Here is a 24,474-nt window from a genome sequence, read left to right on the forward strand (position 1 = left end):
ATCACAAAATTGTCTTAGTGTAGCACTTTTGATGGCAAATCGCAAAGCCAAAACCGCTTTATTTTTTAAATAAATTTTGGCTATTTTTATCAAAATTAGTATGCCGTCATCAACTACCGATATCAATAGCGTGGCGACACCACCCCCATGCGTTCAGAGATGGGCATATTATTACCCAATAACACTCCATAAATCGTGGCGTTCTCCATCACATGCTTGACATAATCACGAGTCTCAGCGTATGGAATTGCTTCAACATATTGGTCAGCAGCGATCGTACCATGTGCCGGTAGCCACTTTCTGGCAGGTGTTGTGCCTGCATTATAGGCGGCGGTAGCAGGGGCGATTTGCCCATTAAAATCACGCATCTTATCCGACAGATACCAAGTACCGTAACGAATATTGGTATCTGGGTCTTTGGCATCACCACTAGCACCAATCTTACGAGCAATCATCTTGGCGGTATCTGGCATGATTTGCATCAATCCCCCTGCCCCCACGCCTGAGCGTGCACTTGGCTGAAAACGACTCTCTTGACGCATGATGCCATACGCCCACTCAGGAAAAATACCAACATTACGACTATATGCCATCACACTATTTTGGTAAGGCACAGGGTGTGATAGTGCTGCAGCTCTTAGGTTTGGCATATTGTCAATGGCATAAATACTGCGGTGATACTCTCCCATATCGTGTGCACGCTTAGCAGCAGCAAGGGTTAGCGTATTGTCATTGGCATCTCTGGCTTTTTTGACCGCCCAATTCCACTCACGACCAATGTGTTCTGGATTGACATTATTATCCATCATGATAAAGGCACGAGCAAAATGCGGATTATTCATCACACGCCAAGCATCTTGGCGACTGATGTTCGGCAAAGTATTGCCACCTATCTCCGATAAACTTAGTCTTTGCCCAAGCCTGTCTTTAGCAAGCAATCCATAATAATCAACACCTGTAGATAAGGCTTGATAGATGCGTTGTGCTTCTGCTTGCTTACCTGTTTGTTCGTATCCACGAGCCAACCAGTATTGCCATACTCGTTCGCCCTGATGCACAGCATTCATCTGACCAATCGCCAAAATAACATCTTGCCACTGACCAAAATAAATCGCCGCTTGTGCATAGTCTTCTGCTTCTTCTAGATTAAAAGGCTCTCCCATACTGGCTCTAAACCAATGTACCGCATCCACACTAAAGCCATCATCAGTATTCATGTTCATGCGTTTGACCGCAATGCTACGATAAGCATAACGCCTTGCCATGTCAGAAAGCAGTTTATTGGCTCTGGCATTATCTTGGCTGATGTCATAATTTAACTGCAAGATGGCTTCATTATACGAACGATGGGCAAGCTGACTGATGGCATAAACATAAAGATACTGGTTCACCTCGCTGTATTCTTGCGTGCTAAATTGCCCAAAAAAGCCATTTGGGTTATCAGCAATGCCTCGCAAAATCTCAAAAGAAATGGGCAATCCCAAACGAAAAGACAGGCTTAAAATCTCACTGGCTTTATCTAGCGGTGCTTGACGACTAGATAACTGACGGCGGTCGATACGCATCATGCGAATGAGTCGCTCATGGTGGTCGGTGCGATTGATACGAGAGTTTTGTGCCATTTCATTGGCTAATTTTTCACACAAAGAATGTCTGGTGTTATAAGTATTGAGCCAGATATTGGGTTTTTGCTCCAACGCCCGATATGACTCACTGCCTTGATTATGACCAAGTGCAATCGCACACGCCTCAGAAGCATCAGCGTTTTCAATAGATCCTGCCACCTCACGCACAGCCGAATAATCGCCTTTACGAGCCTTCGTCTCAGCGTAGTCAGCTGCCAATTTTTCCGCCATGACATGACCTTGATACTTATTTGCAAAGTTATTCACCGTCTGCGGTTCTTGTGATGATAGATTGTAATTCAAACGCCAATATTCAGGATAAGCGGCAAACAGCGTACCTTGCATACTCTGCTCATATTGATATAAGGCGGCAGGGTTTGATTTTTGGCGTTCAGCCTCAATGAACTGATAAATACTGCCATCGTTGACATCATCTTGGGCACACGCCACCTGCATCATCAGACCGCAAAGCACGGATATAAAGGCGATTGATTCATGTTTTTTTGTTAATGTCATTGCAAGCACCCTTTTTATTAAAGACCGTAAAAATTACAATTTTAAATATTAAACACATCTTAGAAACTGGGCATTAATTCTACCCAAATCCAGCAGCCCAATGAATAAAAATCCAAGCAGATGCAATTGGCATAGCCTAACAAACTCACCTAACAACCATGTATAAAAGTTGTAAAATTCACTCAGTTTAACCAAAATATGATGAAATCTTGACCAATTTTAGCCATCACTTTGACAACTTGACCATTTTACCAACCCAAGCATCAAATCGCCACAATTTCGCACCATCATTCACAAAAAATCCCTACCACCACCCAAAGCATGATATAATAATGAATTTAACACTGACGCATTGCCAGCAAACCCTTGGAGAAAACCATGACCGTTGCTACCTTCAATCCAAAAGCATCACACTCAACCACCCAAAAAACCACACCTGTGGCAATGAGTACCGCACACCCCCCAAGCACCGCCAAAAAAGTGTTCATCGCAACCCAAGGCTGTCAGATGAATGAATACGACTCCGAGAAGATGGGCGATGTGTTAGGGCAATCACACGGCATGATAATCACAAAAGACATCAACGAAGCCGATGTGCTAATCATGAATACCTGCTCAATTCGTGAAAAGGCACAAGAAAAAGTATTCTCCGAGCTGGGCAGATGGCGTAAATTAAAAGAAAAAAATCCCAATCTTGTCATCGGCGTGGGTGGCTGTGTAGCAAGCCAAGAAGGCGATAATATCCAAAAACGCGCCCCATATGTGGACATGGTCTTTGGACCGCAGACCTTGCATCGCCTGCCAGAATTATACGAACAATCCACCAAGCAGTCCATAGAAACCCCAAAAAACCGCATTGGCGTGGTTGATGTATCATTCCCAAGCATTGAAAAATTTGACTTTTTGCCCGAGCCAAAAGTTGATGGCTATAAGGCATTCGTCTCCATTATGGAAGGCTGTTCAAAATACTGCTCATTTTGCGTTGTGCCTTATACTCGTGGCGAAGAGCTGTCTCGTCCGCTTGACGATGTCTTAGCCGAAATTGATAGCCTTGCCGAGCAAGGTGTGCGTGAAATCAATCTGCTTGGACAAAATGTCAATGGCTACCGTGGCGAAAAGGACGATGGCACGATTTGCCGTTTTAGCGAGCTACTTCACTATGTGTCGCACATTGACGGCATCGAACGCATTCGCTACACCACAAGCCACCCACTTGAATTTACCGATGACATCATCGATGCTTACAAAGTACTGCCAAAGCTAGTCTCTCATCTGCACTTGCCTGTGCAAAGCGGTTCAAATAATATCTTAAAAGCAATGAAACGCAATCACACCATCGATGTTTATGTCAATCAAATCGCAAAACTAAGACAGATTCGCTCTGATTTGCATCTGTCTAGCGATTTTATCATCGGTTTTCCAGGTGAGACAGATGAGGATTTTAATGACACCTTGCAGCTTGCCAAAGAGCTAGATTTTGACCATTCTTATAGTTTTATTTATTCAAAGCGTCCAGGTACACCTGCATCGGATTTGCCTGATGATGTCAGCCTTGACACCAAAAAAGCACGCTTGGCTGAATTTCAAGAAGTCATTAAACATTCTACTTTTGCCAAGACGGCAGCAATGGTTGGGAAGACGGTGCGTGTACTGGTCGAAGAGCGTGCTAACCGCCGTGATGGCTACTTGCATGGCACAGCAGATAATACTCGCTCAGTCATCTTTAAAGCTGGTGATGAACTGCTCGGCAAATTTGTCAATATTCACATCACGCACGCCATCAGTATGCACTTGGTTGAGGGCGATTTGGTAGAAGTTTTAGGCTAATTAACGCATTGATAGCGAACAAACCGCAATGAAATGCCTACACTTAAGCAATATTTATATGCAATGCAATCAAACAATCGTGCTATAATCAAACAATCAGTATAGGCGAAGTCGTGCTTATGTCGAGCTAACCCATTTAAGGCTAAATGGACAACCAAATAACCTCAGATTAAGGAGAAAGTCATGCTAGGTGATATTGACTATACCATCAACGAACTGTTTAAGCAGTTAGGTCTTGATAGCTCAGATGAAGCCATTGAAGCATTTGTCTGCACCAATCAACTACCCCAAGAAGTGCAGTTAATTGAAGCACCTTTTTGGACCGAACGCCAACGCAATTTTTTAAAAGAAGAATATAAGCTAGATGCTGTCTGGTCGCTGACCATCGATGAGTTAAACACTCGCCTACATCAAGATGCCATGTCAAAGTAAGGTTTTATCTTACATACATCATCTTAAAAAACGCCTGATTATCTAATAATTAGGCGTTTTTTATTTTTGATGAAGACATCTAAAATAGCAATTAAAAAACCTCAAGCCACCGCATCACGCCACGCCAAAAGTGCTGATACATCATCAGCAATGCCCGCTTTTAATAGCTCTAGACTGCCGTATTTTTTTTCGCCATGTAGATAAGTCAAAAAGACCACCTGCAAGGTCAGACCATACAAATCCCCAGCAAACTTGGGCAAATGCACCTCAAGACGGTATTCTTTGCCATTGATGGTTGGTCGCATACCAACATTCACCGCACCAAATAAGCTACCCTCATGCACGCCTGCCACACCACCTGATAAACCAAACTCACCCCAATCTGCCTTCTTGCCACCTTTCATGACAAATACATCCGCCCCATAGACACCCAGCAATGCAGGCTTAGGACGATTTAGGGCAATATTGGCGGTCGCAAAATTTAGCGTGCGTCCTATTTTATCGCCATGTACAACCTGCCCTGTAATGGCATAATCTCGCCCAAGTAGCTCTTTAGCAAAAGGCAAGTCTTGCTTGGCAAGTGCCATTCGTACTGCCGTAGAACTGATACGCTTATCACCTGTCATCACAGTAGGTAGGCTATCCACACCAAATCCCAAACCCCTTAAAAAATCTGCATCACCTGCTCTATCATGCCCAAAACGAAAATCATCGCCAAGCACCAAACACTGTGCATTTAATGCTGTCAAAAGATTGGCAAAACACCTAGCAGATAGCGAGCGAAACTTGTCATCAAATCTTGCCACGATTAAATAATCAACACCAAGTTGCGACATCATCAGTGCTTTTTCTGCCAAACTTGATAAGCGTGGCGGCGGATTATCGGCACAAAAAAACTCTCTTGGTTGTGGCTCAAAAACCATGATGGCCGATGCCAGATTATTTTGGCGAGCCGTCTGTAACAAAAGCCTTATCATAGACCGATGCCCAAGATGCACGCCATCATAATTACCAATCGTTAAGGCGATGGGTGGCAGTACAGCAGGAGAAGATAAGTCTAATGAGATGATTTGCATGATGATTTGGGTAAAATTTTATTATTGATATCAGCCAAACAGCAGCCAAAAAATAGCGAAAGCAGATGGTAATATTGTGGCAAACTGGCTATTTTAGCATAATTTGTTCAACATAACTTATGATAACCATCTGGCTATATCTGGTCGGCTTATGACTGTCTAAATCGCCCTATTGTTTTTGCGACATGGCGTCAACAAAGATATCTGCTTTATCAGCAGCAATCTCTTTGGCGGTTTTAGCGTGAATATCCAACCCTTTAATGATGGGCAGACTCATCACATCAACACGCTTTCTTACCGCAAGACTGACAGGCACCATACGAGCAAACTCAAATAAATGTAGCCACATCTCCTCACCACCCTCAAAGCTCTCTTCATCATCTAAGCGGATAGCGGCGATTTGAGATAAATCTTTGATAATCTCTCTTTCTTCTGCCGATAGACTCACTCCCGCCACACCAATACCTGTGATATAACCACCTGCCCAGTCTTTAAGTGCTAACACTCTTTTGGCCAAATCATGCTCATCATCAGGCACGAGCGGTTCGTAGCCATAAGCATCGTCTTTATCTTTTAGGGCAAAGCTGACATCTTCAGCATACTCAGTTAGTAGTGCCAGTGCTTTTTCGCTAGGCGGAGCAAAACTTAGCTCTTCAAGCAATCTTGCCCAACCTTCTTCATCGGTAGCATGACACACGGTCATCACACCTGTCATAATCCCATGCAACTCACTAATAGAGACATCTGTCCAATCGGCAAGTGCTTCCATCCAATCATCAAAACCTGATAAAAAATCACTCATCTGTTACTCGCTATTTATTGTGGTTTATTGACAAAAATTCGTCCAATAATACACCGCCCACTTTATCGTCCATGCGATATTGTTGGGCGATATTGGTTAAAGTTGCCATTATAACATTTTTTCATACAAAATAGTTTGACAGCACCCAAACTGATGGCGATAATATAGTTTATAAAAAAGCAAGACATCGCGCTTGCCATACTCTCACCATAAGGAAAATTTATGCTAGCCCAATTACAAGCCCTTGAGCAAACCATCGTAGAGATGAAAAAGCAACACACGGTTACTGCCACCGAACTTGCCAACCTAAAGCATAAAATTGCCAATGACACCAAACCTGCTCTCATCAGCGATTTACAATTACGCTTAGATAAAACCAACCAAGAACTTGAACAACAAATCGATCGTGCCAATACCCTAGAACAATCTCGCAATGCTCTGCAAGCACAGATTGAGATACTGATTGAACAAAACCAATCTTTAAATGCCTATAATCAAGAATTAAAAGACAAAAATGCCCTTGCCATCTCTCGTGCCGAAATCATTCAAGAATGGCTAACCAAAATCGACAGCTAGTCCCATTTTGTCAATTTTAGATTTTATAAAGGAACAATAATGACAACCACCACTCCAAATCACGCTGAGCTTATCATAAAAGAACCGACCCAGTACAAGCCTGTGCATATCAGTATTGCAGGTACACCGCATCGCATCATCTGCCCAACTGATGCCATCAAATCTCTAGAAAAAAACGCCGAACAACTCAACGAAAAAATCCGTAACATTCGCCGAGAAATCACAGGAAAAAACCCAAATAACGAAGAACTTTTGGTACTTGCCTGCCTAGAATTGTACGACCAAATCCAAGCCCTAACCGATGAAGTCGCTGCCTACAAAGAGCAAGAAAACCAAGCCATCTCTTTGATTAACAAAATCAACAAAGAAGCTTACTCCATACTTAGATGATGGATTACTCTCTCAATCCATTGAAAAGATTTTATCAATTAGTTATACTTTCGGTTGGTTATATCCAACAAATCTTGGTGGCAAAGCGTGCCACCAATCACAACCAAAACTCAAGGAAAGCACATGAAAGTAACTCTCAAATCTTTAACGCTAGCGGTCTCTTTAGGACTATCTGCCATGCTAATTGGTGGTTGCAGTAATGACAAAGCCGAACCACAAGCAGACCAAACAGCAGCTGTACAAAGCGATAAATTGGAAACTAAATTTGTAACTGTAGGTACAGGCGGTGCATCAGGTCCTTATAACATCATTGGTACAGCATTGACCGAGTATTATGCCAAGACTTTTGGTGTCAATGCCAAAACTCAAACCACAGGAGCATCGGTTGAGAACATCAATCTGTTGTCTCAAAAGAAACTTGAGATGGCATTCGTCATGAGTGATGCTTTAAGCGATGCAGTCAATGGTCAAAACAAATTTGTTACCAATGTTGAAGGCATTTCTCAAATCGCAAGCCTATACCCAAATTATGTACAAATTGTCGCTTCTGGTGCTTCTGGCATTAAGTCTATTGAGGATTTAAAAGGCAAGCGAATCGCCGTTGGTGCTCAAGGATCTGGTGTTGAAGTAGCTACTCGTGCCCTACTTAAAGGATTTGGCATCACTTATGATGACATCGAAGTTGACTATTTAGGCTATGCAGAAGCTGCCGATGGCCTAAAATCTGGCAAACTAGACGCAGCATTCCTAACCAGCGGTCTACCAAACTCATCACTGATGGAACTACAGCAAGGTTTTGATCTACAAATTGTCGGTGTACCTGCTGACAAACTTCAAGAGATCGCCAAAGATAAAACCTTCTTTATCCCAATGGATATCCCTGCTAACACCTATGGCAACGAGACTGCCATACCAACTGCTGCCATCTTAAATGCTTTAGTGGTTCGTTCAGACATGAGTGATGATGATGTTTATAAGCTGACAAAAGCACTGTTTGATAACATTGAAACGCTAAAAAGCGCTCACCAAGCCGCCAATGACATCAGCGTAGAAAACGCTCAAAAAGGCTTAGTTGCACCACTACACCCAGGTGCAAAACGCTACTATGATGAGCAGGCTGACAAAAAATAATGCTCAATCACACCAACAAAACAACCGTCATAATGATTATGATGGTTGTTCTGTTTGTATTGATGACAACCGTGCCAATCAACACAGTCGCCATGCTACATATTAAAGACATCTCTTGTCGGTTACCTGATGTTTTTAGTCTAAAATGGCGACATTCTGTTGAAAGGCAGTACTGGCAGGAAGTGTATCAACTGCATTATCCAAACATCGCCCTAAACAAGACTTACCTACAGACCTTTGGGGCAGGCACACCCAGTCTAGGAAGTACTGTTGATGCCCCAGATGGCTATGTTGGTCAAGCTGTTCATCTAACCTTAAAAGAACTCAACTGGCTAGTCTCAGCCAATATGCAAGGCGAGATTATCTTGGGTGATGGCATTGATGACGCACAAACTTGGGCGGTGTATCAGCTGATTGAACAGCCAAGCGAAGTGCGGATTTTGCCACAAAAATTAACCTTTTGGCAAAATCAATCCATACCAACATGCCAATCGCTAATTACCAGTCCTTAAAACAGTTTCATCAAGCTAAATTCATTGTTACACAAGACCAATTACCAACCCAATCGTCATCAGCTCAGTTGATGATACGCTCTATTGTAGATGCCCTAAATTGTATGTTTTAATCTTTGTTGGACATTGTCATGAACTCACACTCATCCACACCCCCATCAGATGCACAAGAGATTTTAGAAAAGTACGACCGTGAATCTGTTACCAGAAATAACATGGGAAAAGCGACCAGCTATATCATCGCTGCCCTTGCCATTGCTTATTCTATTTTCCATCTATATATCACATTCAATCCTTTGCCTGAGCTGATACAACGCTCAGTTCATGTGGCAGTTGGGATTGGCTTGATTTTTTTGATTTATCCTGCCACCAAAAAATCTGCACGCAATAAAGTTGCTCCGTTTGACTGGATTTGGCTCATCGCTTCCTTATCAACCGCAGGCTATTTGATTTGGCAATACCAAGACATTGTCAGTGTGCGTGGCGGCATACCCAATCAGCTTGATGTCATGTTCTCAATCATTGCTGTACTGGTGGTGCTAGAGGGTGCAAGGCGTATTACAGGTTGGATATTACCAATTTTTGCACTGATATTTTTAGCATACCCATTCATCAGCCATATGGATTTTATGCCTGACCGCCTGCTGACCCGAGCATATGATATGGGAGATATTTTTGGGCAGTTATACCTAAAAACCGAAGGTCTGTATTCAACTGCCATCGGTGCTTCAGTAACCTTTATTTTTCTGTTCATTTTATTCGGTGCGTTTTTGGCTCGCTCTGGCATGGGTCAGTTATTTAATGACTTGGCACTTGCATTGGCAGGTCATAAACAAGGTGGTCCTGCAAAAGTTGCCGTCATCTCAAGTGGTTTTATGGGCTCGATTAATGGTGCTGCGGTAGCAAATGTTGTCGGCACAGGTGCGTTCACCATCCCCCTTATGAAAAAAGTTGGCTATGATAAAAACTTTGCAGGTGCAGTTGAAGCCAGTGCTTCAGTTGGCGGACAAATTTTACCGCCCATCATGGGAGCAGCCGCCTTTATCATGGCAGAAACCACAGGGGTGAAGTACAGTACGATTGCCTTGGCTGCCACACTGCCAGCCTTGCTATACTATTTGGGCGTGATTGCACAGGTGCATTTTCGTGCCGGTAAAAACAACCTAACTGGCATCTCTAAAGACAATCTGCCACAAGTCAAAGCCGTGCTAAAAGCTCGTGGTCATATGCTACTTCCCATTGTTTTTTTGGTTTATTTATTAGCAAAAAATATGCCTGTTGGCTATGCAGCGGCCTACACAATTGGTGTTACGGTCATCGTAAGCTGGTTGCGTCCTGAAACTCGCATGGGGCTATCAGACATCGTTGCGGCATTGATAGATGGTGCCAAACAATCACTGTCTGTCATGGCAGCGTGCGTGGTCGTAGGCATCGTCATCGGTGTGGTAAATTTAACCAGTTTTGGCACGGTAATGACTTCATCAATCGTTACCTTAGGTGCAGGGTCATTATTTTTGACTTTATTGCTCACCATGATTGCCTCTATGGTGCTTGGCATGGGACTACCCTCAATTCCTGCCTATATCATCACCGCCACAATGGCAGCACCTGCTCTTGCTAACTTTGATGTTCCTGTACTGGTGGCACATATGTTTGTTTTTTATTTTGGGATCTTTGCCAATATCACGCCACCTGTCGCACTGGCCGCCTTTGCTGGTGCAGGTATCTCTGGTGGCGACCCCATGAAAACAGGCTGGCAGTCTTTAAAACTGGCATTAGCAGGCTTTATCGTGCCATTCATGTTTGTGTACAATCCGAACATGATGATGATAGACACCACCGATATCGCTGTTACCGCCAAAGAGTTCGCCATGCCTGCTTGGCATGTCATCATCAGTGTTGCCATCACTTCTATCATTGGCGTACTTGCTTTGTCATCGGCAGTTGAAGGCTATTTCAAGGCCCCCATGCCAATTTGGCAACGCATCATCTTGGCGGTAGGTGCGTTTTGTTTGATTATTCCTGAAACAATCACAGACATTATCGGCATTGCTATTGTGGCAAGTATGATTGTGCTAAACATAAAATCCGCCAAATAAGACTCTCAACAAGCAGTTATTTCATCTAACAAAATAGCCAAGTTGTCTAACTTGGCTATTTTATGCTCTTTTGATAAGCGTACTTGATAAGATGCGTACAAGAGACGACGATATCACAACGATGTTTTTAGATTAACGCTTAAACTGGTACGCCCTAACACAGACTTCATGTCTCTTGTGCCAAAATCTCTTGACGCTAGGCTGATTATAGGGTATTTTGGGTAAATATATTGTTTTATCATTTGACTTTTATGACACACCGATTTTTTGCAATATTTTATAAAATCGCCCTGATTGCTTTACTCGCACCACTTCATCAAAACGCAAGTGCAAACACCGCCACACTCATCGCCACCCATCCAAGTGATGACAAGGCTTTTGTGCAAGGTCTTGAAGTTCTAGATGGCAAAAAATTACTCATGGCAACAGGTCTATATGGCAAATCAACCATTGGTATCTTTGACCTAGATACACAGCATCACACAATAAAAGACACCCTACGGCATGAATTTTTTGGTGAAGGGGCAACCATCACGCCTTATGGGATTTGGCAATTAACATGGCGAGAAAATGTTGCCTTTTTACGCAATTTACAAACCTTTAAGATTGTGCGTAATGCACACTATGCAGGCGAAGGTTGGGGTCTAGCTTATGATGGCACAGCCGATCGTCTTTATATGTCAGATGGTACAGACAGCCTACAAATTCGCCACGCCAAAACTTTTGAGCTTATCAGCACCTTTCCTGTACGGTATCAAGGGCGAAGCCTAAAGTTTATCAATGAGTTAGAATTTGCCAATGGCTTTATTTACGCCAATATCTGGCAGACCAACCTCATCATAAAAATCAACCCAAAAAACGGAAATGTCGTCCAATTTTATGATTTGACCGACATATTACAAAATGCCAATTTCACCCAAGAACAACGCCAAAAAATAGATGTTCTCAATGGTATTGCCCATATCAACGGCAATCGTTTTTATGTTACAGGTAAGTTTTACCCTTTAATCTTTGAGGTGGAGTTACCTTAGTCATGATAAAAAACAGACCAAAAGCGGTCTGTTTTTTAAGGTAACATCAGTTAAGGCATAATTTTTCAAAAACAAGCTGTTTGTTATTCACGCCTACTACAATGGTATCGCCAGAAACAAACTCTCCTCCTAGCAGTTTTTGAGCAAGAGGATTCTCAATTTCTTGCAAAATAGCTCTTTTTAACGGTCTTGCCCCAAACACAGGGTCATAGCCCACCGACACCAACTCATTCATCGCTTCTTCTGAGATCATAAGTCCTAGCTCACGCTCTTTGAGTCTGGCTCTTAGGCGGTCAAGCTGAATAGTGGCAATGCCTGCCATGTGCGATTGACCCAGTGGATGAAAGACCACAATCTCATCAATGCGATTGATAAACTCAGGGCGGAAATGAGCATTCACCGAATCCATGACCGCAGATTTGATTGCTTCGTATTCATCGCCTGCCATATCAAAGATTTTTTGGCTACCAAGGTTTGATGTCATGATAATTACAGTGTTTTTAAAGTCCACCACACGCCCTTGAGAGTCGGTCAAACGCCCATCATCTAAGATCTGCAATAAGATATTAAACACATCTGGGTGAGCTTTTTCTACTTCATCAAAAAGCACCACACTATAAGGCTTACGGCGAACAGCTTCAGTCAGTACCCCACCTTCTTCATAGCCAACATAGCCTGGGGGAGCACCCACCAAACGACTGACGCTGTGCTTCTCCATAAACTCGCTCATGTCAATACGCACCATGGCAGTTTCATCATCAAACAAAAAATTAGCCAATGATTTAGTCAGCTCAGTTTTGCCCACGCCTGTCGGTCCTAAAAATAAGAATGAACCGCTTGGGCGATTGGGGTCGGATAGCCCTGCACGGCTACGGCGTACAGCATTGGCGACCGATTTGACCGCTTCATCCTGACCAATCACCCGCTCATGAAGTGCCATCTCCATGGATAAAAGCTTCTCACGCTCGCCCTGCATCATCTTGGCAACAGGAATTCCTGTGGCTGACGAGACCACTTCGGCGATTTCATTATCCGTAACCTTATTTCTAAGCAGTTTGGGTGCATCTGCTTCATCATGCTGTTCATCAGTCAGGCGTTTTTGTAGCTCTGGAATCACGCCATACTGTAGGCGACCTGCTTCAGCAAAATCGCCTTCTCGCTGAGCTTTTTCTAAGGCGATGCGTGCTTTATCAAGCTCAATTTGAGCGTGTTTTGTGCCTTCCACTAGGGCTTTTTCTGCTTTCCAAATCTCTTCTAAGTCGTTATATTCTTTACTTAGTTCATCAATTTGGGCTTGTAATTGCTTCACCTGTGCTTGACTGCTTGCATCATCTTCTTTTTTGACAGTTTCCAACTGCATTTTTAGCTGAATGATGCGTCTATCAAGTTTGTCCAAACTTTCAGGCTTACTATCAAGCTCCATTTTGATACGAGAAGCCGCCTCATCAATCAAATCAATCGCCTTGTCGGGCAATTGACGATCGGTGATGTAGCGGTGCGACATCTTAGCGGCGGCGATGATGGCACTGTCTAGGATTTTAACCCCATGATGTAGCTCATAACGCTCTTTTAAACCACGCAAAATAGCAACCGTATCCTCCACACTTGGCTCATCAACCAACACCTTTTGAAAACGACGCTCAAGTGCTGGGTCTTTTTCGATATATTGGCGATATTCATCAAGAGTGGTCGCTCCCACACAGCGAAGCTCGCCACGAGCTAAGGCAGGCTTTAGCATATTGCCAGCGTCCATCGCTCCGCTGGTTTTACCTGCCCCAACCATGGTATGTAGCTCATCAATAAACAAGATGATATTGCCATCTTGTTTGGCAAGCTCGTTTAATACCGCCTTGAGACGCTCCTCAAACTCGCCATGATATTTCGCCCCAGCAATGAGCGACCCCATGTCAAGCGATAACACCTCTTTGTTTTTTAGACTCTCTGGCACCTCGCCATTGATGATACGCTGAGCAAGTCCCTCAACAATCGCAGTTTTACCCACCCCAGCCTCACCTATCAACACAGGGTTATTCTTGGTGCGTCTGGATAAGACTTGCACCGTACGGCGAATCTCATCATCTCGTCCGATGACAGGGTCAAGCTTGCCCTCTTTTGCTCTTTCGGTTAGATTGATGGTGTATTTTTCTAGGGCGTTTCTAGTTTCTTCAGCATTGGCAGTCTTCACGGCATCTCCCCCTCTGATGTGATTGATGATGGTTTGTAATTTTTGGGTGTTGAGACCTGACCTATCCAAGATGGTCTTGGTATCAGCAGTTTGAGCAAGAGCAAACAACAGCCACTCACATGGCACAAATTCATCGCCTGCCTCATTGGCAAACTTTTCGGTCAAATTCAAAACCTGTGCCAAGTCAGGGGCGATACTTGCCTGACCTGTAGGATTTGATAGTGTTGCTAAAGCATCAATCTTGTTATCAAGCTCGCTTTGTAATACTGTCAAATTCGCCCCTGCCTGAGTCAGCATGGCACGATAAGCATCATCTTGAGTCAGCACTGATAAAGCATGCACGGCAAAGATAGCAGTATGACTGCGACTCACCGCAAGCGACTGAGCGGATTGCAGGGTCTGTTTAAGTTTATGGGTATATTTATCAAAGTTCATTGAGTTTCCTAATGGTTTGATGTGCAGTCAAATTGACTTGCTTTGTTGTCAAATATATGCTAGGCATTTTGATTTTTTCAATAAACAATGACTGATAATGAATAAATAATTTTATAACTAATTGATTTTTAATATAATTTATAAATTTTTTAACACCCCTTGTAATTTTTTGGGTCATTCCCATATATAAAGAAAGTCTGTCTTTTTTATATTGGAGAATAAACATGACTCGTCTCACTCTACACACCCTAGACACCGCCCCAGAAAATGCTAAAGAACGCATGGAAGCTGTACAAAAAACCAATGGCTTTATTCCAAATCTTATCGGCGTGCTTGCCAATTCACCACAAGCACTGGAAATGTATCAAGAAGTGAGCAAGATGAATAGCAAAAACTCGCTCACACCAGAGGAAATTGAGGTAGTGCAGATTACCGCCGCTGTGCATAATAACTGCGACTTTTGCGTAGCAGGACACACAAAAATCGCCGAAGCACGCCTAAAAATGTCACCTGCAGTCGTAACAGCACTGCGTACTCGCACCAGTATTGATGAAAATGCAAAATATCAAGCCTTAGCCCAATTCACCATGCAACTTATTGACAAGCGTGGTCAAGTGTCTGATGAAGAACTAAAGACTTTTAAATCAGCAGGTTATAACGACCAAAATGTCCTAGATGTCATCATGGGTGTGGCACTGGCTACACTATGCAATTATGCAAACACCGTTGCCAAAACCGACACCAACCCAGAATTATCCGCTTTTGCACCAAATCGTTAATCATATCAGTTTTAAAACAAAATAACCTGTTAAAACAATAGGTTATTTTGTTTACCATGGCAAAGCATATCAAATTAAAATCGCAATCCTTCAAGCAACACCAACCTTGAAATATCATTTCATTCATCAAATGCCAACACAATCATCCCTAAACAGACCATGCTTAACTTTTTAGATATTTAGCTTGGGTGAAATAATTTAAAAGAATAAACCAGTATCAAACCAATCACCCATACCACTGCCTGAAAAATCAACACAAAGCGTTTTTGCCCCCTTGTGGCGGTTGCCATCTTATTGCCAGTTTTGATACTGATAAAATCCGCAAGCACCGAAAGCACCGCACACAGAGCAAATGCGTGATAGGCATAGCCATTGTTTTGTGTAATGCTAATCGCCACCGCCATCACACCCACAAAGAATAAGGATAAGGATAATATATTCGCCAATCTTTTGTTCATGACCATCTCCTTAGCCTAATAGCAACGCATCATCAGCAACCTTTTCACCACGAGTACGCTCAAACATATTCAATAAATCCTGTACCGTCATGCCGTGCCGTTCATCGCCTGACACATCAAGCACCACACGACCTTGGTGTAGCATCACTGTGCGTGTTCCGTGAGTGAGTGCCTGCTGCATTGAGTGCGTTACCATCATGGTGGTCAAACCATTTTCTTGGACAATTTTATCCGTCAGTTCAAGCACAAAAGCAGCCGTTTTGGGATCTAATGCAGCCGTATGCTCATCAAGCAAGAGAATTTTAGATGGTTGCAGGCTTGCCATAAGCAGGCTTACTGCCTGACGCTGACCGCCTGATAACAGCCCCATGCGGTCGGTCAAGCGGTTCTCCAGTCCAAGTTTTAAGATAGAAAGTTTTTCACGGAAAATCTCACGATTTTTGTTGTTTAATGCCGATGCCAAACTCCTAATACCACCACGCTTAAATGCCAATGCCATATTCTCTTCAATGGTCAAGGCTTCACAAGTACCCGCCATCGGATCTTGAAATACTCGTGCCACTAAATGACTGCGTTTGTGCGTAGGCAATCTAGTAACATCTTTATCATGAATCACCACCAAACCAGAGTCAGGCTGTAACGCCCCACTGATGGTATTTAAAAAAGTAGATTTACCTGCACCATTAGTACCAATTACGGTAACAAACTCACCGGCTGTAATATGCAGGCTGACGCCTTGTAAGGCAGGATTTTCAATCGGTGTACCTTTGTTGAATGTCAAACGCAGGTCTTTTGCAATCATCATAAGCCCATCACTCCGTTAGCCATTCACTGATTTTTTATTCAATTTTGCCATCAATTTACTGCGAAATTTTGGCAACATAAGCACAGACACCACCAATAGTGCCGTTACCAAGTTTAAATCTTGAGCACCAAAGCCAATGCTACGCAAGGTTTGGTTTGATAAGGCGATTTGAATGAATAGCTTATAGAACACCGCACCAATCACCACCGACAGCGTAATCCAAAACATTTTTTTGGCTGTCAGTACCGTCTCGCCAATAATCACCGCGGCCAAACCAATAATGATTGTGCCAATGCCAATAGAGATATCCGCCGCACCTTGTGTCTGGATAAATAAAGCCCCTGACAAAGCAATCAAGCCATTGCTGATTGCCATGCCAAGCACAATCATCAGTGAGGTGTTGATGCCCTGTGCCTGTGCCATTTTTAAGTTTGAACCTGTGGCACGCATGGCAAGCCCTGTTTGGGTACCAAAAAACCAATCCAAAAATAACTTAGCAACCACCACCACAGCCAAAGCAACAAGCACTCGCATCCAAGGGCTATTTTCTCCACTGCTAACAGCACTAAATACAGTCGTCTCCCCCAATATCGCTAAGTTAGACGCACCCATGATACGCAGATTGATTGACCACAACGCAGTCATAACCAAGATGCCTGCCAGTAGGTGTAAAATGCCCAAACGAACATTTAAAAATGCCGTAACCACGCCTGCTACCATGCCGGCAACCATACCAAAAATACAAGCTACCCAAGGATTAAAACCTGCAAGAATGGCAACCGCTGCAACCGCCCCACCGAGCGGAAAACTACCATCTGCCGTCAAATCTGGAAAATCCAAAATGCGAAAAGAAATCAGCACACCCAGTGCCATCAACGCATAGATAAACCCATGTTCTAACGCCCCAAAAAAGGCAAGTAACGACATAATTTTTGCTCTTGTTTATTTAAATTGGTGCTAGCTCACGGCTTTTATGGGCTAGCACATACAACAACCCAACACAAAGTATCTCTTAGCCCAACAGCGAAGGCGATGCTAAGTACTGCTACTCAATAATCTTTTTGGCTTTATCTAAGATACTCTGTGGCAATGTTACACCCTGCTCTACTGCGTGCTTTGGACTAACATGCAAATCAAGCTCGCTAGCACGATAGATGGCTATCTCGCCCGCTTTCTCACCTTTTAGAATGCGTGCTGTGATTTTGCCTGTTTGGATACCCAGTTCATGATAGTTCACGCCAAGTGCTGCGATTGCACCTCGTGCTACTGTATCAGTATTTGAACCAATCAATGGCAACTTAGCCTCTTTAGCAACTTTAGCAAGTGCTTCATAAGAGCTTAATACATTGTTATCTGTCGGGGTATAAATAACCTCCACACGACCGACTAGGCTTTGGGCAGCCATGGCAATATCGCTTGCTTTTTGGGCAGGTGCTTCAATGATATTTAGACCCATAGGCATGGCAATCTCTTTGAGTTTTTTTAGCGTAACAGCAGAATTTACCTCACCTGGGCTATATACAAACCCAATATTCTTGGCATTTGGCACAATCTCTTTAATCAACTTAAGCTGCGGCTCAAGTGGCAACACATCAGACGCACCTGTTACATTCGTACCAGAACCCTCAAGAGTACCCACCAGTTTTGCCTCAACAGGGTCAGTAACCGCTGAAAATACCACAGGAATGGTATTGGTCGTAGCGACGATAGACTGAGCTGATGGGGTGGCGATGGCGATGATGACATCAGGATTATCCGCAGCGAACTGCTTAGCAATTTGTCCTGCAGTAGCAGTACTGCCTTGTGCAGATTGGAAGTTTACCGTTAAATTCTCGCCCTCTTTATAGCCTGCATTGCCAAGCTCCTCGATTGCACCTTGACGCACTTCATCAAGTGCCGGATGCTCCACAATGGCAGTAATGGCAACGGTTTTTGTGCTTGTCTGGGTGTCAGCGGATACTTCTGTCTGATTACCACCGCAGCCAAACAATGTTGCTCCTAGCAGCGTAACGCCCATCAATTTAGCAAGTCCATTGATGCGATTTGAATGTAACATACTCATCTCCAAAGTTGTCATCCCATACATTAGGGGAGATTATCAATAAAAAATAATTCATCATAAACAAATTGTCATCAGATTTCAATCATTGATAACAAAAACATCATAAAAAAACCATCACCCATGAGTAATCATCACTTTTAATTTTAGACTACATTAACCAAAAGTTGTTATACCACCTTGCATCTCAAGTGCATCTTTGCAATTAACTTACCAGCTTATCACCACCAAATTAAGATTAAGAAAATACGCTTGATACCAACCCAAAACCCACAACCCCCCCAATCATAGTAATGATTAGGGTTGTGTTTATTGATGATACCAATTAGGCTTTATTGTTTCGGTGTGACATCAACATCAATAGCACCTTTTTTAACTTCATCACTTAAAGCCACACCCTGCTCATTAGCGTGTTTTGGGCTAATATACAAGGTCAGTGCATTCATGACCTGTGGTTTGATTTCACTAGGCTGTTTACCGTCTAGTACTTGAGCAACCATCTGTGCTGTTACCACACCAAAATCAAAATCATTCACCCCTAAAGCAGCAGTTGCACCACGACGCACCGAAAATTCATCTGATGCAATGATGGGCAAATCAAGCTCATTGGCTACATTCACCATCGCTTCCATCGCAGTGGCAACATTATTATCCAATGAAGTGTAGATCAAATCTGCACGGCCATCTAGAGCACGGGTCGCACTTGCCACATCTGCTGAACGATTGGCCGGAATATCCACCAGAGTCATGCCATATTTTGGCAAAATTGCCTGTAGGCGTTCTTTTAGCGATACCGAATTGGCTTCACCTGGACTATACACAAAGCCGATACGCTTAGCATCTGGTTTGACTTTGGTAAACAGTTCAATCTGTGGCTCAAGTGGCAGTTGGCTTGATAGACCTGTAATGTTTGCTTGTATGGCAATGTTGTTATGGTCAATGAGTTTGGCGGCGACAGGGTCAGACACCGCTGTGTAGATCAGCGGAATCGCCTGTGTGGCAGCAGCTAGACTTTGGGCGGTTGGGGTTGAGATAGCAACAATCGCATCAGGACCATCTGCAGCAAACTGCTTGGCGATTTGCCCTGCAGTCGCCATGTTTCCTTGTGCTGACTGGAAATTAACCGTTAAATTTTGACCATCTTTGTAGCCCAAATCCCCAAGCCCTGCAATGACACCATGACGAATATCATCTAGTGATGGATGCTCAACAATGGCACTGATGGCAATGGTTTTGGGTGCTTTGGTTGCAGTCTCTGCCGACTCTGTCGCTTTTGACTCCTGAACTTTAGCTTGATTGCAGGCAACCAAGGCGGCCGCCGTCAATGTCACAGCGGATAATTTTAAGACATGAATAGATTGCATCTTTTTCTCCAAAAGAAATTCATCACAAGATGGGTTTGGCACAATGTTTGGTTCGTTGTGCCAACATTACTGAATTAACCAATATTGATTATTTAGATGATACGCCATTGTATCACATTGACTGCGTTTTGTAACTTAGGACTTAGGCAACTTCTCTCACTTTCAGCTCATCTGATTAAATTTGCCCAAGTCTTTTTTGCTCTTTTGCTTAATCGCTCTCTCACCCACCCAAAAAAAATCCCAAATCATAATTTGGGATTTTTGGTGCAGACGCCAAGATAACCACCAGTCATCAGTAAGTATCATCACTCTCAACGATGGTTAACTCTACATTCTCATCTACCACAGGTTTAGGCGTAGGAGCATTTTCGGCAGGTTGTGGCTGTGTTTTTGGTTTAGGTGATTGAGCTTTTGATTGCCCTGCTTTTGCTTCGGCAGTCTCTTGGCGAATTTGTACCTGTGGCACTTCTTCATCATAAGATTGATTAATGCGTGGCGTAGCGATTGGTTGTACTGGCTCTAAGCGTACTGTTGGGGCGTTTTGAGCATTGGTGCGTGATTCGCCTGCCATGCTGTATGCTGAAGCGGTCAGCGTATCTGCCAGTAAATTGATGATGGCATTATCTGTACCGATGATTGCTTTGTTGTTGTCAATGGTATAAGCAAATCTCTTAACCACCACACGATTATCACCCACAAGCATCGCCCCCACTTCGACAGCCTGTTCATCAAAGCTGAATTGATTGGTTAATCTAAAGGTCTTGTTGGCATAAGCAATGTCTTGTGCCGATAAGGTAAAATGCACATCAGCATGACACATTGCTCCAGAAGCAGCAACATTTTTTAGGTCAATGTCAATCTCACTTAGTTTTTGGCGTACTTGCTGTTCAAGTCCTAAGCGAGTTGCATTGTTGTAGTTTTGGATTGATAGCATCGCACTATCTAAAAGCCCCATTTGGATTGCATCCACCAAACGATTACGCAAACTTGGCTCATCACAAACCGCTTCAATCTCTTGAACGACAGGCTCAACCACTTCAATCTCAGCTTCTATAGGCTGTTCTTGCTTTTTATCGCAAGCACTTAATGCTACGATTGATACGCCCATCGCAACAGTCGCTGCCAACTTAAATGCATTGTTTTTTATCATCTTTAGTACCCAATTTTTTATAATAAAAATAACCACAGGCGAATTGGCAATGGTTTTATGATAAAATACGCAAAGACCAGCTGTGAAATCTGATGGATAAATTTTTAATATAAGATATTTTATTCATTATATCACAGCTTATTTAACTTTTTAAATAAACAAAATCACGAAAGTTGGTCAACAAAAGACAAGCTTCCCTATTCTTTTTTTACAAAATACCACATAACATGACTCGGCACGCCACATCGTCAAACACACCCATCATAAGCGACCGCAACTTTGACCCCATCGCCGACCACTTTGCCAAAAAAGTCTATGGCGGTCTAAAAGGTGCCATTCGCTTGGCTGTTTTAAAGCAAGATATTACCGAAGCTACCCAAATACTCACCACAAAACTGGGACGACCTTTAAAGGTGCTTGATGTAGGTGCAGGGCTAGCACAGATTAGTCTTATGCTTGCCAAACAGCATCACTGCACCATCAGCGACATCTCTGGTAATATGATTAATAAAGCCAAGGAAGTCGCACACCAAGAAAGCCTAGACAATATACGGTTTTTGGTTTGCCCTTATCAAGAGCTTGGCGAGCATATCAAAGGCGAAAAATTTGATTTAATCTTGTGCCATGCAGTGCTTGAGTGGCTAGCAGAACCACAACTTATCATGGATTTTTTTGATGAATTTTTGGCAACAGGCGGTCTGCTTTCATTATGCTTTTATAACCCTGCTAGCTTGGTTTATCGTAATTTGGTAATGGGTAATTTTTATCAGCTTGACAAGCCAAAACCTGCCGATAACAAAAGCCTAACCCCAAACAGTCCTGTTGGCAATGACAAGGTAGAATACTGGTTATCATCTCGCCATTATCAAGTACTGATTCGCTCAGGAATTCGGGTTTTTTCTGATTATGCACCGCTTAAGCGTGGCGGTCTGACCAACCCCGATGATGTCATTGCGATGGAGATGCGGTATTCTAGAGAGCTACCATTTCGCTTGATGGGTCGGTATTTGCACATCTTAGCAAGCAGAACATAGGTTTTTAGTGGCAATCATAAAAGATAGCGACCAAGCACCGCATTAACCGCACTCTCGGTACGCAAGATTCGATCGCCTAGTCCCACCGCCGATACCCCAACAGAACGCAACAGGTCAATCTCATAAGGAATAAAACCACCCTCCGCCCCAATCGTTATCAGCGTCGGCATACCCTGATTCGCACAGAACTCACCAAACCCTTCTGAATCATAAGGGTGGAATACCACCGCCCGCCCTTCATCCATCAAAGATGGCAATTCATCTTGCACAAAGGGTTTAAAGCGTTTGGCAAAAGTAATTTTAGGTGGCACGGTATCAACGCCCTGCTCCAATCCATCTACGATAAAATCATCGATGCGTGCAAGCATTGGCGAACCCCAGTAGCTTTTATCTGTACGATAGCTATTAATTAAAATAATGTGTGGCACACCGATTGCCGTCATGTCCATCACTAAACGGCGTAATACCTTTGGTCGTGGCAAAGCAAGCATGACGGTAACAGGTAGCTTCTTAGGTGGCGTTTTATTCAGCACCACTTCATCTAGCAATACTTGATTGTCATCTATCAGCACAATGCGACCCACCCCAAGCCGACCACCTAGCACACCAAGCCTTAAACAATCCCCTATCTCTGCTTTGAGTACAGATTTGATGTGATTGACCTGCCTTGTCTCATTGATGACAAGTCGTCCTGATACATCAATATTATGCTGTTTTAATAAAATGATATTCATAAGTTTTGATTAATCTCTTTGATTGGTTGTGCTGTCTGTGATTGATAGATGTATCAAGAGCTGTTCGGCCTGTTTGGTAGCAGCGTTTTCTTTGGCAACTACTAACTGCCTACCTGCCATGCCTGCCTGATGAGCTGCATCTTCATCAAATAGCCACGATGCCACCGCATCAGCCAAACACTGAGACGCACTATCTGTTATGGTCAGGGCTGACACTTTTGATAAACCATCAACAAGCTCTTCACAGTTTTTGATGAATTTGCCCATTACGACAGGTTTGGCAAGTGCCGCAGGCTCAATCGGATTATGCCCACCGACATCAACAAACGAACCACCAACCACCGCCACATCACACACCGCATACCACGCCAACAGCTCTCCCATGCTATCTGCCAGATAAACTTGGGTATCTGGCTCAATTCGTTCTCCTTTTGAGCGTCTATGCGTGATGAATGTTGATGATTGGCACAAGGAAGCTACCTCATCAAACCGTTCAGGATGGCGTGGCACCAAAATCAGCAAGGTGGCTGGGTCGTGTTCTATCAGTTTTTTGTGAGCTTGTATCGCAAGCAGCTCCTCTGCATCATGTGTACTGCCGACCAACCAAATAGGTCGATGACTAACACCTTGCCACATCTGTACTTGCTGTATCAGTCTTTGGTTGTCCGCACTTAACTGATGAACGCTTGACCACTTTAGTGAATCCATCACTGACACCTTGACCTTATCCGCACCAAGCCTGACAAATCGATCTGCCGATGCTTCGTCTTGAGCAATGATGGCGGTCAAGTTTTGCATCATGCTAGTACTTAGTTTGGGAAATTTAGCATAAGATTGATAGGATTTTTCAGTTAAGCGAGCATTCACCATCACCGCAGGAATCTGCCTCTGGCGTAGCTCATATAGTGTATTTGCCCATAATTCTGTCTCAATAAACAGTGTCATAACAGGTTGAATATGCTCAATGAATACCTGTATATTTTTTAAGTTATCCACAGGGACAAAGCTGTGATTAACTCTCGTTCCCAATAGCGGTTCAAAAAGCACAGAAGCACGGTTAAATCCTGTCTGTGTGGTACTGGTGATCCATAGATTAAATCCTTGATTTAAAAGAATTTTTAACATGGGATAAGCAGTATTTAGCTCGCCCAAGCTTACCGCATGACACCAAATAACCCTGCCATGACAACCACTCTTATTTACTTTTTTTTCAAGGTTATCCACAGGGATATGCACAGCAGTGGGTGCAGGTAAATAGGTTTGCCCAAACCGTTCTTTAACCTCTCGCATATAGGTGGGTAGGTGTTGTGATTTTTTATGCACCATGTAGCGATATATCGGCATGGCAAGGCGAATGGCAATGGGGTAATAAATGGGTGGTTTCATGACGGCATCATCTAAGATATTAAACTTATTCAGCGATATCATATTGTAAAAGAATCAAAAAAATACGG

At 43.3% G+C, this 24,474-nt stretch carries 22 protein-coding genes; 10 read left to right on the forward strand and 12 right to left on the reverse strand.

What is annotated here, in order from left to right; translation table 11 throughout:
• Positions 1-122 precede the first annotated feature (122 nt).
• A complete protein-coding gene (locus LU276_RS07210) occupies positions 123-2,141 on the reverse strand; it encodes a lytic transglycosylase domain-containing protein (RefSeq protein WP_284673184.1) in 2,019 nt (672 codons plus the stop codon).
• Between the two features lie 378 nt (positions 2,142-2,519).
• Between LU276_RS07210 and miaB the strand changes: the two genes are divergently transcribed.
• Together miaB and LU276_RS07220 are read left to right on the forward strand one after the other, a co-directional pair.
• Positions 2,520-3,968, forward strand: a complete 1,449-nt coding sequence (gene miaB / locus LU276_RS07215) for a tRNA (N6-isopentenyl adenosine(37)-C2)-methylthiotransferase MiaB (protein WP_284673185.1) — start codon at positions 2,520-2,522, stop codon at positions 3,966-3,968.
• 183 nt (positions 3,969-4,151) lie between these two features.
• Positions 4,152-4,400, forward strand: a complete 249-nt coding sequence (locus LU276_RS07220; protein ID WP_284673186.1) for a DUF2789 domain-containing protein — start codon at positions 4,152-4,154, stop codon at positions 4,398-4,400.
• A 101-nt stretch (positions 4,401-4,501) separates the two neighbouring features.
• On the opposite strand, the gene ribF is transcribed toward LU276_RS07220, so the two are convergent.
• The gene (gene ribF, locus LU276_RS07225; protein WP_284673187.1) at positions 4,502-5,476 is read right to left on the reverse strand and encodes a bifunctional riboflavin kinase/FMN adenylyltransferase; all 975 of its coding nucleotides are present in this window, start codon (positions 5,474-5,476) and stop codon (positions 4,502-4,504) included.
• A gap of 169 nt (positions 5,477-5,645) precedes the next feature.
• Entirely contained in the window at positions 5,646-6,278 is a 633-nt protein-coding gene (locus LU276_RS07230) for a UPF0149 family protein (protein WP_284673188.1), read from the reverse strand.
• 222 nt (positions 6,279-6,500) lie between these two features.
• Between LU276_RS07230 and LU276_RS07235 the strand changes: the two genes are divergently transcribed.
• From LU276_RS07235 to LU276_RS07260, 6 genes are all read left to right on the forward strand, one after another.
• Complete coding sequence (locus LU276_RS07235) at positions 6,501-6,854, forward strand: hypothetical protein (RefSeq protein ID WP_284673189.1); 354 nt, start codon at positions 6,501-6,503, stop codon at positions 6,852-6,854.
• 39 nt (positions 6,855-6,893) lie between these two features.
• Positions 6,894-7,244: a cell division protein ZapA gene (locus tag LU276_RS07240; protein ID WP_284673190.1), complete on the forward strand. Its 351-nt coding sequence runs from the start codon at positions 6,894-6,896 to the stop codon at positions 7,242-7,244.
• Between the two features lie 123 nt (positions 7,245-7,367).
• Positions 7,368-8,375, forward strand: a complete 1,008-nt coding sequence (locus tag LU276_RS07245) for a TAXI family TRAP transporter solute-binding subunit (RefSeq protein ID WP_373627698.1) — start codon at positions 7,368-7,370, stop codon at positions 8,373-8,375.
• The gene (locus LU276_RS07250; protein WP_284673191.1) at positions 8,375-8,887 is read left to right on the forward strand and encodes a DUF1850 domain-containing protein; all 513 of its coding nucleotides are present in this window, start codon (positions 8,375-8,377) and stop codon (positions 8,885-8,887) included. The genes LU276_RS07245 and LU276_RS07250 overlap by 1 nt, the downstream gene beginning before the upstream one ends.
• A gap of 131 nt (positions 8,888-9,018) precedes the next feature.
• A complete protein-coding gene (locus LU276_RS07255; protein ID WP_284673192.1) occupies positions 9,019-10,986 on the forward strand; it encodes a TRAP transporter permease in 1,968 nt (655 codons plus the stop codon).
• A 251-nt stretch (positions 10,987-11,237) separates the two neighbouring features.
• A complete protein-coding gene (locus tag LU276_RS07260; RefSeq protein WP_284673193.1) occupies positions 11,238-12,017 on the forward strand; it encodes a glutaminyl-peptide cyclotransferase in 780 nt (259 codons plus the stop codon).
• A gap of 46 nt (positions 12,018-12,063) precedes the next feature.
• Here the strand turns inward: LU276_RS07260 and clpB are convergent, their stop codons facing one another.
• Positions 12,064-14,637: an ATP-dependent chaperone ClpB gene (gene clpB, locus LU276_RS07265; protein ID WP_284673194.1), complete on the reverse strand. Its 2,574-nt coding sequence runs from the start codon at positions 14,635-14,637 to the stop codon at positions 12,064-12,066.
• Between the two features lie 224 nt (positions 14,638-14,861).
• Here clpB and LU276_RS07270 point away from each other — a divergent pair, with 224 nt between their 5' ends.
• Positions 14,862-15,416 carry a carboxymuconolactone decarboxylase family protein gene (locus LU276_RS07270; protein WP_284673195.1) on the forward strand — a complete coding sequence of 185 codons (555 nt, stop codon included), beginning with the start codon at positions 14,862-14,864 and terminating at the stop codon, positions 15,414-15,416.
• A gap of 179 nt (positions 15,417-15,595) precedes the next feature.
• On the opposite strand, the gene LU276_RS07275 is transcribed toward LU276_RS07270, so the two are convergent.
• The 6 genes from LU276_RS07275 to LU276_RS07300 all read right to left on the reverse strand — a co-directional run bounded on the left by LU276_RS07275 (position 15,596) and on the right by LU276_RS07300 (position 21,252).
• Positions 15,596-15,874 (reverse strand): hypothetical protein, encoded by a 279-nt coding sequence (locus tag LU276_RS07275; protein ID WP_284673196.1) that lies wholly within the window; start codon positions 15,872-15,874, stop codon positions 15,596-15,598.
• Between the two features lie 10 nt (positions 15,875-15,884).
• The gene (locus LU276_RS07280; RefSeq protein ID WP_284673197.1) at positions 15,885-16,679 is read right to left on the reverse strand and encodes an ABC transporter ATP-binding protein; all 795 of its coding nucleotides are present in this window, start codon (positions 16,677-16,679) and stop codon (positions 15,885-15,887) included.
• Between the two features lie 15 nt (positions 16,680-16,694).
• Entirely contained in the window at positions 16,695-17,606 is a 912-nt protein-coding gene (locus LU276_RS07285) for an ABC transporter permease (protein ID WP_284673198.1), read from the reverse strand.
• Positions 17,607-17,724: 118 nt separating this feature from the next.
• The gene (locus LU276_RS07290; protein ID WP_284673199.1) at positions 17,725-18,735 is read right to left on the reverse strand and encodes an ABC transporter substrate-binding protein; all 1,011 of its coding nucleotides are present in this window, start codon (positions 18,733-18,735) and stop codon (positions 17,725-17,727) included.
• A 335-nt stretch (positions 18,736-19,070) separates the two neighbouring features.
• On the reverse strand, positions 19,071-20,102 hold the full coding sequence (locus LU276_RS07295; protein ID WP_284673200.1) for an ABC transporter substrate-binding protein: 1,032 nt from the start codon (positions 20,100-20,102) through the stop codon (positions 19,071-19,073).
• A 292-nt stretch (positions 20,103-20,394) separates the two neighbouring features.
• The gene (locus tag LU276_RS07300; RefSeq protein WP_284673201.1) at positions 20,395-21,252 is read right to left on the reverse strand and encodes a hypothetical protein; all 858 of its coding nucleotides are present in this window, start codon (positions 21,250-21,252) and stop codon (positions 20,395-20,397) included.
• A gap of 227 nt (positions 21,253-21,479) precedes the next feature.
• Here LU276_RS07300 and LU276_RS07305 point away from each other — a divergent pair, with 227 nt between their 5' ends.
• Positions 21,480-22,286, forward strand: coding sequence for a methyltransferase domain-containing protein (locus tag LU276_RS07305; protein ID WP_284673202.1), 807 nt, complete (start codon positions 21,480-21,482; stop codon positions 22,284-22,286).
• Between the two features lie 14 nt (positions 22,287-22,300).
• On the opposite strand, the gene LU276_RS07310 is transcribed toward LU276_RS07305, so the two are convergent.
• Together LU276_RS07310 and LU276_RS07315 are read right to left on the reverse strand one after the other, a co-directional pair.
• The gene (locus LU276_RS07310) at positions 22,301-23,020 is read right to left on the reverse strand and encodes a 16S rRNA (uracil(1498)-N(3))-methyltransferase (RefSeq protein ID WP_284673203.1); all 720 of its coding nucleotides are present in this window, start codon (positions 23,018-23,020) and stop codon (positions 22,301-22,303) included.
• 9 nt (positions 23,021-23,029) lie between these two features.
• Positions 23,030-24,406, reverse strand: a complete 1,377-nt coding sequence (locus LU276_RS07315) for a 3-deoxy-D-manno-octulosonic acid transferase (RefSeq protein WP_284673204.1) — start codon at positions 24,404-24,406, stop codon at positions 23,030-23,032.
• Positions 24,407-24,474: the final 68 nt, after the last annotated feature.

This window comes from Moraxella haemolytica (assembly GCF_030177935.1).
In the GTDB taxonomy this organism is placed as follows: Bacteria; Pseudomonadota; Gammaproteobacteria; order Pseudomonadales; family Moraxellaceae; genus Moraxella; species Moraxella haemolytica.